The sequence below is a fragment of the Antrihabitans auranticaus genome (assembly GCF_016481275.1).
GTDB lineage: Bacteria > Actinomycetota > Actinomycetes > Mycobacteriales > Mycobacteriaceae > Antrihabitans.
Window position 1 is genome coordinate 1 of the sequence record NZ_JAEMNW010000005.1, and the last position, 16,443, is coordinate 16,443.

Annotated in this window: 15 protein-coding genes; 4 read left to right on the forward strand and 11 right to left on the reverse strand. The window is 65.9% G+C overall.

Going from position 1 to position 16,443, the window contains the following annotated elements; all coding sequences use genetic code 11:
• Nucleotides 1-208, reverse strand: a 208-nt coding sequence (locus tag JGU72_RS21475; protein ID WP_199686136.1) for a hypothetical protein, incomplete at its 3' end; no start/stop codon positions are given.
• 88 nt (nucleotides 209-296) lie between these two features.
• Here JGU72_RS21475 and JGU72_RS21480 point away from each other — a divergent pair.
• The gene (locus tag JGU72_RS21480; RefSeq protein WP_199686137.1) at nucleotides 297-899 is read left to right on the forward strand and encodes a helix-turn-helix domain-containing protein; all 603 of its coding nucleotides are present in this window, start codon (nucleotides 297-299) and stop codon (nucleotides 897-899) included.
• Between the two features lie 350 nt (nucleotides 900-1,249).
• Here JGU72_RS21480 and JGU72_RS21485 read toward each other — a convergent pair whose 3' ends face one another.
• The 6 genes from JGU72_RS21485 to JGU72_RS21510 form a co-directional block, all read right to left on the reverse strand.
• The gene (locus JGU72_RS21485) at nucleotides 1,250-1,942 is read right to left on the reverse strand and encodes a sirohydrochlorin chelatase (RefSeq protein WP_307828545.1); all 693 of its coding nucleotides are present in this window, start codon (nucleotides 1,940-1,942) and stop codon (nucleotides 1,250-1,252) included.
• On the reverse strand, nucleotides 1,939-3,108 hold the full coding sequence (locus tag JGU72_RS21490; RefSeq protein WP_307828546.1) for a uroporphyrinogen-III synthase: 1,170 nt from the start codon (nucleotides 3,106-3,108) through the stop codon (nucleotides 1,939-1,941). The genes JGU72_RS21485 and JGU72_RS21490 overlap by 4 nt, the downstream gene beginning before the upstream one ends.
• Nucleotides 3,105-3,497, reverse strand: a complete 393-nt coding sequence (nirD, locus tag JGU72_RS21495; protein ID WP_233532845.1) for a nitrite reductase small subunit NirD — start codon at nucleotides 3,495-3,497, stop codon at nucleotides 3,105-3,107. The genes JGU72_RS21490 and nirD overlap by 4 nt, the downstream gene beginning before the upstream one ends.
• A 113-nt stretch (nucleotides 3,498-3,610) precedes the next feature.
• The gene (gene nirB / locus JGU72_RS21500; RefSeq protein ID WP_233532824.1) at nucleotides 3,611-6,127 is read right to left on the reverse strand and encodes a nitrite reductase large subunit NirB; all 2,517 of its coding nucleotides are present in this window, start codon (nucleotides 6,125-6,127) and stop codon (nucleotides 3,611-3,613) included.
• A 55-nt stretch (nucleotides 6,128-6,182) separates the two neighbouring features.
• Nucleotides 6,183-7,616 (reverse strand): nitrate/nitrite transporter, encoded by a 1,434-nt coding sequence (locus JGU72_RS21505; RefSeq protein ID WP_199686141.1) that lies wholly within the window; start codon nucleotides 7,614-7,616, stop codon nucleotides 6,183-6,185.
• A gap of 170 nt (nucleotides 7,617-7,786) precedes the next feature.
• Complete coding sequence (locus JGU72_RS21510; protein WP_233532846.1) at nucleotides 7,787-9,034, reverse strand: CynX/NimT family MFS transporter; 1,248 nt, start codon at nucleotides 9,032-9,034, stop codon at nucleotides 7,787-7,789.
• Nucleotides 9,035-9,098: 64 nt separating this feature from the next.
• On the opposite strand from JGU72_RS21510, the gene JGU72_RS21515 reads away from it, so the two are divergent.
• Both JGU72_RS21515 and JGU72_RS21520 read left to right on the forward strand, forming a co-directional pair.
• The gene (locus JGU72_RS21515) at nucleotides 9,099-9,767 is read left to right on the forward strand and encodes a FadR/GntR family transcriptional regulator (protein ID WP_199686143.1); all 669 of its coding nucleotides are present in this window, start codon (nucleotides 9,099-9,101) and stop codon (nucleotides 9,765-9,767) included.
• 39 nt (nucleotides 9,768-9,806) lie between these two features.
• Nucleotides 9,807-10,670: an LLM class F420-dependent oxidoreductase gene (locus JGU72_RS21520; RefSeq protein ID WP_199686386.1), complete on the forward strand. Its 864-nt coding sequence runs from the start codon at nucleotides 9,807-9,809 to the stop codon at nucleotides 10,668-10,670.
• Here JGU72_RS21520 and JGU72_RS21525 read toward each other — a convergent pair.
• Together JGU72_RS21525 and JGU72_RS21530 are read right to left on the reverse strand one after the other, a co-directional pair.
• Nucleotides 10,667-11,518 carry a TIGR02569 family protein gene (locus JGU72_RS21525; protein WP_199686144.1) on the reverse strand — a complete coding sequence of 284 codons (852 nt, stop codon included), beginning with the start codon at nucleotides 11,516-11,518 and terminating at the stop codon, nucleotides 10,667-10,669. The genes JGU72_RS21520 and JGU72_RS21525 overlap by 4 nt on opposite strands.
• 76 nt (nucleotides 11,519-11,594) lie before the next feature.
• Nucleotides 11,595-12,509, reverse strand: a complete 915-nt coding sequence (locus tag JGU72_RS21530; RefSeq protein WP_374101143.1) for a DMT family transporter — start codon at nucleotides 12,507-12,509, stop codon at nucleotides 11,595-11,597.
• A 37-nt stretch (nucleotides 12,510-12,546) separates the two neighbouring features.
• Here JGU72_RS21530 and JGU72_RS21535 point away from each other — a divergent pair, with 37 nt between their 5' ends.
• Nucleotides 12,547-13,956, forward strand: a complete 1,410-nt coding sequence (locus tag JGU72_RS21535; protein WP_199686146.1) for an aminotransferase-like domain-containing protein — start codon at nucleotides 12,547-12,549, stop codon at nucleotides 13,954-13,956.
• Here the strand turns inward: JGU72_RS21535 and moeZ are convergent.
• Both moeZ and JGU72_RS21545 read right to left on the reverse strand, forming a co-directional pair.
• A complete protein-coding gene (gene moeZ / locus JGU72_RS21540) occupies nucleotides 13,950-15,125 on the reverse strand; it encodes an adenylyltransferase/sulfurtransferase MoeZ (protein ID WP_199686147.1) in 1,176 nt (391 codons plus the stop codon). The genes JGU72_RS21535 and moeZ overlap by 7 nt on opposite strands.
• Nucleotides 15,126-15,205: 80 nt before the next feature.
• A complete protein-coding gene (locus JGU72_RS21545; RefSeq protein ID WP_199686148.1) occupies nucleotides 15,206-16,306 on the reverse strand; it encodes a DUF3152 domain-containing protein in 1,101 nt (366 codons plus the stop codon).
• Nucleotides 16,307-16,443 lie beyond the last annotated feature (137 nt).

Sequence of the window (16,443 nt, forward strand, 5' to 3'; positions counted from 1 at the left end):
CCGACACCTCACCCAAATCACCCCGATACTCAGGTGTCTCGTCGAGGCAGCGTTGCAACACCACCGCCGCATACGCATGCTTGCGGGCACAGACCGCAGCCTCGAACCGGTGCAACACCCCCGCAGCGGTGACCGAGTCGGCAGTCGGTGCCACACCGGGGTCGGGGAGTCCGGCACTGGTGAGTGCCTGCAACAGTTGATCGAACATGTTTTCGAGTCTACCCGAATGTTGTTGCCATAGATAGGGTTACAACTGGCTGAAAGGTGTGCGAAGTAAACGGATTTGGATGGTGATCATGCGGTCTCGTCAAAAACGGGTCCCCGCCGAAGATCGGGTCCGGGCGGTGCTGGCAATCCTCGCCGGCGAGGTCACCGGCGCGGAAATCGCGCGACGCTACGAAGTCACCGAGGTCACGGTCAGCCACTGGAAGGCCAAGTTCCTCGACGCCGGCGCACGCAGCCTGACCGACCGCAGGGACCGGCCGGCAAGGCCGGCAGCGACGAGGAACGCCGAATGCGCGCCGAGAACGAGCAGCCCAAACTCGCACTGGCCGAAGCCACTGTGCAGCTACGGATCTGGAAGCACGGCGCGAAGTACGTCGACAAATCCCTTCGCCGACCTCGAAACCCTGAGAACGGCAACCGGGATGCCGGTTTCGAGGTTCGCCCGTCTCGCTGCGATCCCCGAGCGCACTTACCGACGACGCCTCAGCCGGCTCCGGTCTGGCACACCGATCAAGGGACCCTGGCCCGCACCGCGGGTCGAGGCGATCGAAGCCACGGCCGCCAAGTACGCCCAGGCCTGGCCGGCCTGGGGACACCGCAAGATCGCGGCAATGATGCGCGCCGACGGCTACACCGTGTCCACCTCGACCGAACCCCCGAACAGGCCTACCTGAACCCGAACACCCAGCAAAACCTGCCAGAACCTTGACTCAAGACACGAAAACCGCGACCGACGCTAGAAGTGAATCGGCTGAAAGATTTGCGAAGTCAAAGGATTTCGTGCTACAGACGGACGAGTCGGTGCCAACCGAAACGAGTGCACGCTCCGTACGGACACTCCCTGACGCACGGCCCGATCCGCTCAAACGGACCCAGCGATGGCGAACACTCTGGGCGCCGGCTAGACGAGTACCGCCACAGGTTCAACGGGCGACGACACCCGCCACGCATCCACTCGCGTCGAGTAGAGAAGCATTTCCACCGCTTTCCGGGGAAATAGTTCCGCCGCACACAGAGCCAGCTACTACCCCGCGCGGACCCGCTCCAACTGCCGCACGCCCGCGTGGTAGCGGTCCACCAACAGCGCAACGACATCGGGGTGCACACCGATGGGAGCGGCTACGCCGTCGGCACCTGCCGTCGACAGACGCTCGTGAAACAGCCCGTGCGCCAACAGATACGAAGCGACAAACACCCGCTTCTCCCCCGCCGCCCGCAATCGGTGGACCACGTCGGCGACACGCGGCTCACCCGTCGCCACGTACCCGATCTCGACCCGCCGGCCGACTCTGTCCGCCAACATCGCTGCGGCCCTCCGCACATCGGCGAGTGCCCGCTGATCCGACGAACCCGCAGCAGCCAACACGACCGCGTCGCCCGGCTGCCAGCCGGCTTCGCGGAGCCTGCGATGCATGACGCGGGCAAGCGCGGGATCGGGACCCATCGCACGCGTCACCGCGACACCGTCGAATCCCGCTACCTCACGGGGCACATCGGTATGCACGTGGTAACCCGACGCCAGAAATGCCGGCACCGCAACAGCATCGCCGCCCAGCGCACGCAGTACCTCCGACGGCGACGGACCGAGCACGTCCACGAAAGCGACACGGACACTGGGCACCCGCTGCGAAACAGCTTCTGCCAGAGCCGCAATCATTTCCACACCGCGCGCGCTTCGGGTCCCGTGGGCAATCAGGACCAGCTCCGGGGCGCTCACATTCGCTCCATCGTGTTGTCGACGCATTCCGCCGGATCCAGCGCCAACCGGTAACCACGCTTGACCACCGTCTGGATCGCCTTCGGCGTGCCGAGCGCGGCGCGCAACCGCGCAATCGCGGTCTCGACGGCGTGCGTATCTTCACCGCATCCGGGCAGTGCGGCCAGTAAGTTCTCGCGCGAAACCACTCGTCCGGGCTGGCGAGCGAGTGTCCGCATGATCGCCATCGAAGCCGGCGGCAACTGCTTCACTTCACCGTCGACGACGACACAACCGCCACGAACACTGAGTTCGTGCCCGGCCGCCTGAATCCTGTTGGCACGCCGCGGAAGTTCATCCGCAATGTGCCGCGCCAGCGCGCCGAGGCGGGCGCGCGCGGGCTGGGTGGTGGGAACGCTCAGCTCGGTCAGCGGCGCCGCCGTGATCGGCCCGACACAGCCCGCCAGCACACGTCCGCGCAACGCGTACAACAGCGGCTCTATGAGACCGGTTTCCTTGGCGCGCATCAACATCGACGCCACAGCTGGCGCACTCGTGAAGGTGATGCAATCGAGGCCGGACGACACTGCGAGCTCGATCATGCGATCCATCGCGGTCTGGTCGTCGGGCGGCGTCCAGCGATACACCGGCACGGCGATCACTTCGGCACCGGCACAACGCAATACCTCGCAGAAGTCCGGAATCGGCTCCCACTCGGTGGTCGCACCGTGCAATTGCACCGCAATCCGAACACCCTCGACACCCTCGGCGAGGAGGTGATCCAGCACCTCGGCAGACGACTCCGACGCCGGCGACCACTCTTCACGCAAGTCCGCGGCGCGAATCGCGCCCTTGGCCTTGGGTCCACGGGCAAGCAGCCTGGTCGATCGCAGTCCGGCCGCAAGGTCCTCCGCCAGGCCCCAGCCTTCGGCGGCCTCCATCCAACCGCGAAAGCCGATGCCTGTTGTAGCAACGGCAATTTCGGGCGGGTCCGCAACGATCTCACGGGTCACGCGCTCCAGCTCGGCGTCGTCCGCAAGTGGGATGATCCGAATTGCCGGTGCGAGAACGACATTCGCACCACGCCGGGTCAGTAGCGTACTGAACTCCTCCGACCGCCGCGCCGCCGTCACACCGATAGTGAAACCCTTCAACGGCTCTGCTGCGTCGGAATCCCCTTCTGTCACGGGCCCGTACATGCTGCTTCACCACCCGGACTGTGCACCTGGACCATGCCGGCCCAGAGCCGGACGTCGTATACCGGCAGGCGCTTGGTTTCGTCGTCGAGACAGCGGCCGTCGACGAGCGAGAAGACCTGCTTGAGCAGTGGCGACGCGACTGTCGGCTCCCCGGCCCGGTCGCCGACCAAGCCGCGGGACATCACTGCCGCATGCCCGAACGGATCGAAGTTTCCGACGGCACGCAGGGTGCCGTCCTCGAGCAGGAACAGCGCGACCTGCTCGCCGTTGCGCAGCAGCACCGCGACACCGCGGCCGGGGATGAGCTGCCGCAGCGGGCACGCCGAGGTCCATTCGAGGCGACCATCGCTCACCGTGCTTCGCCGACCGTCACCCATCGTTGGCAGCCTGGTATCGACCGATGTCATAGCAGATCCTCCTCGTCTTCAGGTCTATTGTTCGCGTGCGGTGTTACTCGCGCGTTAAGGGCCCATGCCCCTGAGGTAAGCGCTCACGCACTCGGCATCGCGGGCATGCCCATCAGCACCGGAATCTTGCGCTTGCCGGACTCGTCGAACACGATCGTCGGATCGGATTCGTCGGGTGCGTTCACGAAAGAGACGAAACGAGAAAGCTTTTCGGGATCCTCCAAGACGCCTGCCCACTCGTCCTTGTAGCCGACGACGTGCTTGTCCATGGCTGCTTCGAGTTCTGCGCCGATACCGAGACTGTCGTCACAGATCACGGCCTTCAGGTGCTCGAGGCCGCCGTCCATCGCCTCGAGCCAAGGCGCGGTGCGCTGCAAACGATCGGCGGTCCGGATGTAGAACATCAGGTAGCGGTCGATGTAGCGGATAAGCGTCTCGTCGTCCAGGCCGCCCGCCAGCAGCTGCGCGTGCTTGGGCGACTGGCCGCCGTTGCCCGCGACATAGAGGTTCCAGCCGTTTTCGGTTGCGATGACACCGACGTCCTTACCGCGGGCCTCAGCGCATTCTCGCGCGCAGCCGGAGACGCCGAACTTCAGCTTGTGCGGGGAACGTAGACCGCGGTAACGGTTTTCGAGGTCGACAGCCATCCCGACGGAGTCCTGAACGCCGTAGCGGCACCACGTCGAACCGACGCAACTCTTCACTGTGCGCAGCGACTTGCCGTATGCCTGACCGGATTCCATGCCGGCATCCACGAGGCGCTTCCAGATCGCCGGCAGCTGTTCGACGCGGGCACCGAACAGGTCGATGCGCTGACCACCGGTGACCTTCGTGTACAGACCGAAATCCCTTGCGACCTCGCCGATCACAATGAGCTGCTCCGGCGTGCACTCACCGCCCGGCATCCGCGGGACGACCGAGTATGTGCCGTTCTTCTGGATATTGGCGAGGAAGTGGTCGTTCGTGTCCTGCAATGCTGCCTGCTGCGGGTGCAGGATGTGATCGGAGTCCGTGGACGCGAGGATCGACGCGACAACCGGCTTGCAGATGTCACAGCCGGTTCCCTTGCCGTACTTGGCAATCAGGGCCGAGAACGTGCGGGTGTTCGTTGCCTGGACGATCTGGAACAGTTCCGCGCGTGATTGCTCGAAGTGCTCGCAGAGGGCCTTCGACATCACGATGCCCGACGATGCGAGCAGCTGCTTGATCGTCGGCAGGCAGCCACCACAGGTGGTTCCGGCGTTGGTGCAGCCCTTCACGGCCGCGATGTCACACGCACCGTCGGCGATTGCGCCGCAGATGGCTCCCTTGGTGACACCGTTGCACGAGCAGACCTCGGCATCGTCGGGAAGTGAACCCGCACCGACCTTTTCGCCGGTCGGCGAGATCAGCGACGCCGGATCTCCCGGCAGCTCACGACCGACGAGCGGCCGCAAGGTTGCGTACGCCGTCGCATCGCCGACCAGGATGCCGCCGAGCAGAATCTTCGCGTCGTCGGAGACGACAAGTTTGGCGTACGTACCCTTGGCCGCATCGTTCAGCACGACCTCGAGCGCGCCGGGAGTCGTCGCGTGCGCGTCGCCGAAGCTCGCGACGTCGACACCGAGAAGTTTCAGCTTCGTCGAGAGGTCGGCGCCGGGGAACTCCGCTGCGCCACCGAGCAATCGGTCCGCGACGACCTCGGCCGTCGAGTATCCGGGAGCGACCAAGCCGTAGCAGGTGCCTTCGACCGCGGCACACTCGCCGATCGCGTAGATCGCGGAATCCGATGTCCGGCAGCCGATGTCGGTGATGATGCCGCCGCGCGCACCGACGTCGAGACCGCTCTCGCGAGCGAGCTTGTCCTGCGGGCGAACACCGGCAGAGAACACGAGCAGGGCGGCGTCGATCGTCGAGCCGTCCGACAGCTCGACCGTCAGACCTTCACCGCTCTCCTTGATCGCGGTCGTCCCGACACCCGTGTGAACTGTGAGTCCGAGGTTGGTCACGAGGCGTTCGAGAATGCCGCCGCCGCCTTCGTCGACCTGCAGTGGCATCAGCCGCGGCGCGAATTCGATCACGTGCGGCGTCATACCGAGGAGCTTCAGTGCATTAGCCGCTTCGAGTCCGAGCAGGCCGCCGCCGACCACGACGCCGACCGCGCCCGGCTCGGCACTCTCGGCCGCCGCGCGGATCCCGTCGAGGTCGGCCAGCGTGCGGTAGACGAAGCAGTTCGGGAGGTCGTGCCCCGGAATCGGCGGCACGAAGGGGTAGGAGCCTGTTGCCAGCACCAACGCGTCGTAGCCGATGACCTCGCCCGACGTCGTCGACACCTTGTTCGACTGCCGGTCGATGACCTCGGCGCGTTCGCCGAGCCGCAGTTCGACCAAGGGGTCGCCCTCGTACTCGTTGCCGGCCAGCGCAAGTTCCTTCGGATCCCAGGCACCGACGTAGGAAGACAGGCCGACCCGGTCGTAGGCAGGCAACGGCTCTTCGCACAGCACGGTGACCTTCCAGTCACCGGCTGTGTCGCGTGCTCGCAGGGCCTCGACGAATCGGTGTCCGACCATTCCGTGGCCGATGACAGCCACGTTCTTGGGCGACACTGCTTTCGGGGTCATGTGAGATCCTTCTTCCTTTTCTCGATCAGCACCACACGCTGCTCGAACTCGAACGTCACACCGACACCGAGACCATTTCGTCGTCGGCGTCGTCGGACTTCGCGGTTGCGACCCCGACCTCGTCCACCTTGATCGTCGGACGACGCAGGAAGATCGCCCAGGTGACGATCGCGCAAGCGACGTAGAACGCGAGGAAAACGATGAATGCGCTGGTGGCCGAGGCAGAGGACATGTAGGACTGGCGCAGGACCAAGTTGATCAACACGCCGCCGAAGGCACCGATCGCACCGGCAAAACCGATCAGGGCACCGGACATATTGCGCGACCAGGCGGCCTGCTCCGGCTTGCTTGCTTCGAGGCTCTTGGACTTGGCCTCGAAGATGGACGGAATCATCTTGTACGTGGAGCCGTTGCCGACACCCGAGAGAATGAACAGCAGAATGAACGCCAGGACATACGTCGTGAGGACTGCCCCGCTCGCACCCTTTTGGCCGTCGTTGTCGTCGACGATTCCGGCCGCCACGAGAATTGCCGCCGCACCCATCATCGCGAGGAACGTGAACAGTGTGACCTTGCCGCCGCCGAGCTTGTCGGAGAGCTTGCCACCGAACGGTCGGGCGATGGACCCCAGCAGCGGACCGATCCAGGCGATCTGAGCGGCGTGCAATGCTGCGGTTTTCGGGTCGGTCGCGGCGAAGTTTATGTTCAGGATCTGGCCGAAGGCGAAGCTGAACCCGATGAACGAACCGAACGTGCCGATGTAGAGGAAGCTCATCACCCACGAGTCACGGAACTTGAGCGCCTTGCCCATGTATCCGAGATTCGCCTGCTGGTTGGCCAGGTTGTCCATGAACAGCGCTGCACCGAGGGCGGCGACACCGCAGAGGACGAGGTAGATAGCGCACACGATCTCCGGGCTCGTCTTGCTGACGAAAGCGATGACGAGCAGGCCGATGATCTGCATGGCCGGCACGCCGATATTGCCGCCGCCCGCGTTCAAGCCCAGCGCCCAGCCCTTGAGCCGCTGTGGATAGAAGGCGTTGATGTTGGTCATCGACGACGCGAAGTTACCGCCACCGACACCGGCTACAGCCGCAACGATCAGGTACGTCGTGTACGACGTCTCCGGGTGCTGCACGAAGTACAGCGTCAGACCGGCCGGAACGAGCAGCGCGAGGGCGCTGAAGATCGTCCAGTTGCGGCCACCGAACTTCGCAGTCGCGACGGTGTAGGGAACGCGCAGGATGGAACCGACGAGGGTCGGCACGGCGAGCAGGAAGAACTTGCCCGCGGCGTCGATGTGATAGACGTTCTGCGGCATGAACAGGACCATGACCGACCAGATCGACCACACAGAGAAGCCGACATGCTCGGCGACGATCGACCAGATCAGGTTCCGCTTCGCGACCTTCTTGCCGCCGGCTTCCCAGGCAGCGACGTCTTCCGAATCCCAATCTTCGATCCAACGCTTTCGCGTAAGTGCGGTCACAAAGGCCTCCTGAGTTATTAGGTGGCCCAACCGTAGGAAATGGGTATTGCCGGAATGCTGCGCGAAATGTCCACGGGGTCAACTGGTTCTCACCTGCAACCAGGGTCTCCAGTGAGGGTTTCATCCATGTTTCGCGCCCATTGCCCAGGCGTATCCAACGTGTCCTGAGATTAAATCCAGCTGTCTTCGAGCATTCGCGGCTTGCAAGCAAACCAACCCGATATGACGACGATCACAACGGCGATGCTCAGGAAACCGAACGGGACAGTCCAGCCGTCGGTCGCGTCGTGGAGCAGGCCGAACAAGAGCGGCCCCAGGCAGGCGACCGAATATCCGAGGCCCTGCGTGAAGCCCGACAACGCCGCGGACCCGTGCTGGGTGCGAGTCCGGAGGTTGATCAGGGTCAGCGAGATGGGGAACGTGCTCGGTCCCAACCCGATGAGGACCACCCACAGGACAGGCGCTGCCATCGGCGCGGCGATGAGGCCGACGAACCCGATTGCGTAGAACACAGCACAGGCCACGACGACGGGGAACGGGTTGGCGACGCGGGCGACCAGCGTCGGCGCACCGAATGCCGAAACCAGGCCGACCAACGCGAAGACCCCGACCATGCTGCCGCCGAAAGCAGCGCTTGCCCCCGCAGACGTCAGGATCGCGGGCAACCAGGTGAAGATCGAATAGGTGATCAGCGAGGTCATGCCGAACATGCCGGCCATTCCCCAGCCCACGGGCGAGCGCCACGCCTTACCCGCGGCTGCCGCTTCTTTCACCGGGCTCAGACGGTTCTGCGCACGTCGGTCTCGCAAGACGAGCAGCCAGGGCAGGGCGGCAGCGGTCGCGAGCAGTCCCCAGCCACCGATCGACATGCGCCAGCCGAACTGGTCGGCGACCGGCACCGCGATCAGTGCCGGCAGCACGGTGCCGAGCTGAACCATGGTGATGTAGATCGAGCTCATCAACGCGAGCCGATCGGAAAAGTAGCGCTTGACCAGCGGCGGAATGACGACGTTGCCGATGCCCATGCCCGCGAGCGCGAGTGCGGACATAGCGAGCAAGGACCAGACATCGGCCACGACTGCCCTGATCAGCATTCCTCCCGCTGCCATGAACATCGCGAGCAAGGCGGTGCGCTCGAGGCCGAGCCTCGTGGCAATCAGGGGTGTGAGCAGGCCTGACAGCGCGAACATCGCGGGCGGAACCATGCCGAAGATGCCGACGACCGACGCCGAGAAGCCGATCTCGCCGCGGATCACGTCGGCGAGCGGTGTGAAGGCCGTGACGGCAACGCGCAGCGTGAGCGCGGAAACCGCAATCGCGAGAAACACGAGAACGCGGCCTTCGAGCAGGGCGCGGCGCTCGGTGCGAATTCGGCTGGGTGCGGGCTTCCCCGAGGTGGGGGACACGGTCTCAGCCAAGGCAGTCACGTCGTAAATCATAGGATGACCGGATGATGGACGCAAACAAGTTATCCTGGATCACATGCAGCCCGTTCGACGCACAAGCCTGATCTCCCAGGTCACCGAACAACTCCGCGAACAGATCCGGGACGGCCAGTGGCCGGTCGGGTCACGCATCCCCACGGAGCCGGAACTCGCGGAACTGACCGGAACGGGCCGCAACACCGTCCGGGAAGCGGTCCAGGCACTGGTGCACGGCGGCATGCTCGAGCGGCGACAGGGGTCGGGCACCTATGTCATCGCCGCCTCCGACCTGGGCGGCACTCTCGGCAAATACTTCGCCGACGCACACGAGCGCGATGTGCTCGAACTGCGTCAAGCACTCGACACCACCGCTGCCGCGCTAGCCGCGCAGCGCCGCGACGAGGCGGACATCGAGAACCTACTGGAGCTACTCGACGCGCGCCGCGCGTCGTGGGACGAGCAGCATCCAGGTGCGATCACGGCAGACGTGCAACTGCACAGGGCGATCGTCGTCGCCAGCCACAACAGCGTCTACCTGGAGTTCTACGACTCACTGCTGCCGGTCATCGAACAGGGCATCCGCGCGCGGACCGCGAAATCCGGCGAGGCGTACCACGAGGAGCACGCCGCCCTGGTGCACGCGGTCATCGACGGCGACGCTGCGCGCGCCGCGCAGTCGGCACGTTGCTTCTTCAACGACCTGCTCGCCGAATACCCGCAACCGTAGCGACATACTAGAACGTGTTCTAGTATCGGTCGTGTGCATCTGAAGTTCGGGATAGTCCTGTTCACAAGCGACCGCGGCATCACGCCGGCAGCCGCAGCCCGCGCCGTCGAAGCCAACGGATTCGATTCGTTCTTCGTTCCGGAACACACCCACATACCGGTGAAACGCGAAGCGGCACATCCACAGACCGGTGACGCTTCACTGCCCGACGACCGGTACATGCGCACCCTCGACCCATGGGTCTCGCTCTCCATGGCGGCGGCCGTCACCGAACGCATCGAACTGTCCACCGCCGTAGCACTTCCCGTCGAGCACGACCCGATCACGCTCGCGAAGACGATCGCAACGCTGGACCACCTGTCCGGCGGGCGCGTGTCACTCGGCGTCGGATTCGGTTGGAACACAGACGAACTCGCCGACCACGGCATCCCAGGCGCTAAGCGCCGCACCGCGCTTCGCGAATATCTCGAAGCGATGCGGTCGCTGTGGCACGACGAGGAAGCCAGCTACAGCGGTCAGTTCGTCAACTTCGGACCGAGCTGGGCATGGCCCAAACCGACACGCACTCCCCCGGTGCTGGTCGGCGCTGCAGGCACCGAGAAAACTTTCGTGTGGATCGTGAAATCCGCGGACGGCTGGATAACGACACCGCGCGAAGACGAGATCGACGCGCGCGTGGTCCTGTTGCAGAAGATGTGGCACGACGCCGGTCGCGAGGGCGAACCACGCATCGTCGTGCTGGACTTCAAGCCGGACGCGGAGAAACTCGCGCGCTGGGACGACATCGGGGTGACCGACGTCGTGTACGGCATGCCGGACAAGTCCGAAGCGGAGGTCGTGGCATACCTCGAACGGCTGGCCGGCAAGCTTGCCGCGCTGAAGTCTCGCGAACCGGACGCCTAAAGGACCAGCCGGACGAGGTCGGCGGTACGGGCCAGACCGGGAAATGCTTCCGCCGTCGACCGCGGATGCAATGCGTGCACAGCGAGCCGGAACATGACCGCGCGCAACAACATCTGCGGCCATTCGGGCAGGTCGTCCCAGCGTTCCAGGAGACCGTCGTCGGCACCGCCCCATGACAGCGCATCGACGACGGCGACTCCGGCCGCCCACGGCGCGGGCCGCCAGTAGGGCGTGATGTCGGCGAGGCCCGGCGCCGCACTGCCCGCGAACAGCACCGTGCCGAAGAGGTCGCCGTGCACCAACTGCGGCTGGGACTGAATCGGCTTGCGGAAGGATGCGAGCTGACCGATCAACTCGACGCTGCGCTGCCCGTCCGGCGAGGTCGACTGCGGCGGCCCTAGACCACGCATCCCACGCAAGGGGGTCGCCTCCCAGGCGGACCGGTCCGCGGCGGCGAACACGTCGACATCCACCCAGGGCGCGACGGGCGGCTGCAACAAGAATCGCGGGCGCTCGAGGTGCACCGTCGCGGCGTGCAGCCGCATAGCGACCGAAACGACCTCGTCGTGCCGTGGTTCCGGCGAGCCTTCGATGAAGGTGTCGGCGCGCCAGCCGGACACGACGTACCGGCCGTCCGTCGCCCGCACGGGACGCGCCAACCTGATGCCGTCCACCTCGAGTGTTTCCCGAACCTTGGCCGACCAGGCGGCCCGCGCGTGGTCGGCAACCGGCGAGAGGACCACGTCCCCGCACCGCCAGCCGCCGTCCCAGTCCGCGAGGGCAACCGGCACGATGCCCCGCAGGCCGAACGTGGAACACACATGTTCGGGTGGTTGCACAGAACTCATCGGCGCAGCCTCGTTGCAGCGGTAGTGAATCCGGTGGTTGTCACAGCCCTGACGGTACCGCCGCAAACCCACAGCTTCACGCATTGCACTGGCGCGCCGCCCGCGCGCGAGGCGTAAGCCGCACACGGACGGCGATTCCGGCGGACGCGACGACCGCAAGCCCGCCGAGGATCGTGGACCAGGTGAGCAGTTCCCGCAGGAACAGCGCCGCCCAGCAGATGGTCAACACCGGCTGCACGAGCTGAATCTGACTGACGTGGGTCATCGGGCCGATGGCGAGCCCGCGGTACCAGGCGAAGAACCCGAGGAACATGCTCACCACGGCGAGGTAGGAGAAAGCCGACCACTCGACTGCGGTACCGGTCGGCATCTGCACGCTCATCGAGACCACGACGAGGACCGTCATCAGCGGCGCTGCGAGCACGAGCGCCCACGACACCGTCTGCCAGGCGCCGAGCTCACGCGCGAGCAGCCCACCCTCCGCATACCCGACCGCGGCGGCGACGACCGCTCCGAAAAGGAGCAGGTCGGACCAGTGCAGCCCGCTGAGCCCGCCGCCGTGCACGGCGGCGAACACGACCGCGGCAACCGCACCGACGGCGGCCATGACCCAGAACGCCAGCGGCGGCCGCTCGTGGCCGCGGAGCACGGCCATTACCGCGGTTGCTGCCGGCAGCAGGGCGATCACGACTGCACCGTGGCTCGCGGGAACGGTCGTGAGCGCGTACGAGGTCAGCAACGGGAAGCCCACGACCACACCGCCCGCGACGACCGCCACGCGCACCCACTGCACACCGCGCGGGAGGCGCTGACCGGTCCACGTGAGGGCAACTGCCGCAAGCATTGCCGCGATCACCGCGCGCCCAGAGCCGATGAAGAGGGGGGACATGGCGCCGTTCTCGACTGCGACGCGAGTGAACGGGACCGTGAACGAGAAGGCCAGTACGCCGAGGAGCCCCCAGCGCAGACCGGTGCGCGGAGCGGATAGCACTGGCCCGACCGGGCGAGTAGCGCTACTCTCTATCAACATGTCTGACGATAGCAGTTCGCGGATCGCCACGGAACTGCGCGATTGGATCGCAACCGCTCCACCCGGAGCGAAACTGCCGCCGACGCGCCAGCTCGTCGCGGCACACGGCGCCAGCCCGGTCACCGTGCAGAAGGCGCTACGCACCTTGGTCGCACAGGGACTGATCGAAAGCCGTCCCGGTGTAGGCACATTCGTGCGGGCCGTGCGAACCGCCCGTCCCAACGACTACGAGTGGCAGACCGCCGCGCTCGGCTCGCCGAACAGCCGTGTCGCCAGTGTGCCGATCGCGTTGCAGTCGACAGCCAACGACGTCATAGCCCTGCACTCGGGCTATCCGGACCGCGACCTGCTACCGGAACGCCTCGTCCGGGCCGCGTTTACGCGAGTCGCGCGCAGCGACGCCGTGATCGGCAGACCCCGCGCACAGGGACTACCCGAGTTGCAGTCGTGGTTCGCGGCGGAACTGGAAGCGGCGACACCGCGGGGCAGCACAGCGCCCGCGCCGAGAGACGTCGTCATCATTCCTGGGAGCCAGGGCGGCCTGAGCACGACGTTTCGTGCCCTGGTCGGCGCAGGCCAACCGCTGCTCATGGAGTCGCCCACGTACTGGGGTGCAATCCTCGCCGCCGCCCAGGCGGGCGTCGTGGTCGTCCCGGTGCCCAGCGGATTCGATGGGCCCGACCCCGACGAGCTGTCGCGCGCGTTCGAGCAGACCGGTGCACGTGCCTTCTACGCGCAACCGAACTTCGCGAGTCCAACGGGTGCCCAGTGGTCGCCCGACCTCGTCGACAGGGTCCTCGCCATCGTGCGGCGCCAGCGCGCGTTCCTTATCGAAGACGACTGGGCGCACGATTTCGGAATCACCGCGCAGTCCCACCCGGTCGCAGCCCGGGACAGCAGCGGACACGTCGTCTACATCCGCTCGCTGTCCAAGAGCGTATCGCCGGCTGTGCGGGTGGCAGGGCTGATCGCCCGGGGCCCGGCGCACGAGCGGATCCTCGCGGACACCCAGGCCCAATCCATGTACGTCAGCGGCGTGCTGCAGGCAGTCGCGCTCGATGTCGTCACCCAACCGGCGTTCGCGTCACACCTACGCCGCATCCGGCAGCAACTCGCCGACCGGCGGGACCTGCTCATCACGAGCCTGCGTGAGCACGCGCCGGACACCCACCTGACGGCGGTCCCCCGTGGCGGTCTGAACCTCTGGGTCCGCCTTCCCGACGCCACCGACCTGGATCGTGTTGTCCAGGAATGCAAGTCGGCCGGCGTACTCGTCGGTGCGGGAGACGACTGGTTCCCGGCGGAACCGACCGGGAAGTTCCTCCGCTTGAACTACGCCGGGTCGAACCCCGGCAGCTTTCCGGACGCGGCCCGCATTCTGGCCCGGGTCCTCACAGCTGCTCAGTAGACGGGCAGGCTCGTATCCACCTGTCGAGCCCAGGCGATGACGCCGCCCTGCAAGTGGGTTGCGTCCGAGAAGCCCGCCTTCTTCAGTGCTGCCAAGGCTTCGGCGGAACGAACGCCGGTCTTGCAATGCAGCACGATGGGCTTGTTCTGCGGAAGTTCCGACAGCGCCTCGCCGGACAGAATGCGATCCTTCGGGATGAGCGTCGCACCCGGGATCCGGACGATGTCCCATTCCACGGGTTCGCGAACGTCGATGATGGCGAGGTCCTTGCCTGCCTGGATCATGTCGTTCAGCTCGGTCGCCGTGATCGTCGATCCGGCCGCAGCGGCTTGACCTTCGTCGGACACGACCCCGCAGAACGCGTCGTAGTCGATGAGTTCCGTGATCGGCTCGCGCGCCGGGTCACGGCGCAGCTTGATCGTGCGATACGTCATGTCGAGTGCGTCGTACACCATCAATCGACCGAGCAGCGGGTCACCGATTCCGGTGATCAGCTTGATCGCCTCGGTGACCATGATCGAACCGATCGACGCGCACAGCACGCCGAGCACGCCGCCCTCGGCGCACGACGGCACCATTCCCGGCGGCGGAGCCTCCGGGTAGAGGTCGCGGTAGTTCAGGCCGCGACCGTCGGGCGCATCCTCCCAGAACACCGACGCCTGACCTTCGAAGCGGTAGATCGAGCCCCACACGTAAGGCTTGCCTGCGAGCACCGCGGCGTCGTTGACCAGGTATCGCGTCGCGAAATTGTCCGTGCCGTCGAGAATCAGGTCGTACTCACGGAACAGCTCGACAGCGTTCTCGGGCTCGAGCCGCAACTGGTGCAACCGCACGTCGACGTAGGAGTTTGCTTCTTTGATCGAATCGCGGGCGCTTTCGCCCTTGGGGCGGCCGATGTCCGACTCGCCGTGAATGATCTGGCGTTGCAGGTTGGACGAATCGACCTCGTCGAACTCGACGATGCCGATCGTTCCGACGCCCGCAGCAGCCAGATACAGCAACGCGGGCGAACCGAGACCGCCGGCACCGATCACCAGAACCTTCGCGTTCTTGAGGCGCTTCTGCCCGTCGACGCCGAGATCCGGAATGATCAAATGCCTGCTGTAACGCGCTACTTCATCCCTTGTCAGTTCCGCGGCCGGTTCGACCAGCGGGGGCAAAGACGACACATCCACTCCTCAGTCTCGACACTCGTTCGGCTACAACGCCGGAGAGCCTTTCAATCATCCCAGGCGATGCGGCGGACCCGTCAGCCTCTGGGGAACGGCCAGGGATTGAAACGACAGATCTTGCCGTCCGATGGCACGACGCCCTCCGGATCGAGCCTCGCGATGTCGTTGTTGGCGGTGCCGAACGACTGCTGCATCATCACCGGCGCCAAACCGCCCTCGACAGCGCACGGCTGGTGCTCGACGAAACCGATCGCGTGGCCGACCTCGTGGTTGATTTGGTATTGGCGGTAGGACCCGATGTCACCCTGGTAGGCGATCGCGCCCCGCACCCAGCGCGCCTCGTTGACGACCACGCGGCCCATCCCCTGGTTGTAGCAGGAGGTGTCGAGCGGAATGTCGTAGCCGCAGGCATCACGCGTCGTCATCTGCGACGTGAGCGACACTCGAAAGTCGGGCTCGCCCTGATCGATTCGGCGGAATGCGAACTTCGGATCGGCCGTCCAACTGCGGGGGTCGGAGAGGGTCGTCTGGACGACGCGGGCGAACGATTCGTCGCCGCCGAACGCCGACATGTCGATGCCGTCCTCGATCTCGATCGTGTACGTCGAGGAGACCTCGGTCCCCTGCCCGATCTGCTCGCTCGCGCCAGGAACCACGTGCCACGTGCCCGCACCGACAGGACTGAACGGGCCGCCCGCGGGTAGGGCGCCGGTCGGGATGTCTACGGCAAAGCTTCCGTCGCCGGCCGGCGGTCCGCCGATCACGAGCTCACCGTGCGAATCATGGCCCACCGCAGCCGAACTCAGGTCCTGCTCCGGCGTCGTGGACGGCGACGAACCGCTCCGAAGCGCGTCGCCAACCACGAGAACCGTGACGACGAGCAGCAGCGGAATCGAGTACGCACGCCAACCGTAGGCCGTCACGAACCTGCCGACGCGGCTCTTCTTCTTCGTCCGGCGCTCCGGCCGGGGCTGGCGAATCTTGCTTTCGTCGCGAACCGTCGGGTCCCATACCGCGCGAAGCGGCTGGTGCGATCTGTCGGCGCCTGCGCGGGTCCGCCGGTCGGCCTCAGCCGAGTGCGCCAGATCCAGGTCGTAGCCTGGGTCGCTGCCCGGCGCGTAGCTGCGGCTACCGCCCGGCGCCGACCCACGCAGACGCGGTCCTCCGTGCTCGGTCACGGAACCAGAATCGCACAACCGCTCGGGACGGGGTTCGTCCGCGCCCCTTGGAAACGGCCCCGGACCGCGACCGACGTGGCCGGGTGCGCGCCCCGCGCACGGTATCGTGGCAAGACAACGGCGTACGAAAGTACGCA

Bases quoted from the DNA above. Each gene is read 5' to 3' on its own strand.
- JGU72_RS21480 (WP_199686137.1), top strand. From the start codon at position 297: ATGCGGTCTCGTCAAAAACGGGTCCCCGCCGAAGATCGGGTCCGGGCG.
- nirD (WP_233532845.1), bottom strand. From the start codon at position 3,497: ATGGGTGACGGTCGGCGAAGCACGGTGAGCGATGGTCGCCTCGAATGG.
- nirB (WP_233532824.1), bottom strand. From the start codon at position 6,127: ATGACCCCGAAAGCAGTGTCGCCCAAGAACGTGGCTGTCATCGGCCAC.
- JGU72_RS21515 (WP_199686143.1), top strand. From the start codon at position 9,099: ATGCAGCCCGTTCGACGCACAAGCCTGATCTCCCAGGTCACCGAACAA.
- JGU72_RS21525 (WP_199686144.1), bottom strand. From the start codon at position 11,518: ATGAGTTCTGTGCAACCACCCGAACATGTGTGTTCCACGTTCGGCCTG.
- JGU72_RS21535 (WP_199686146.1), top strand. From the start codon at position 12,547: ATGTCTGACGATAGCAGTTCGCGGATCGCCACGGAACTGCGCGATTGG.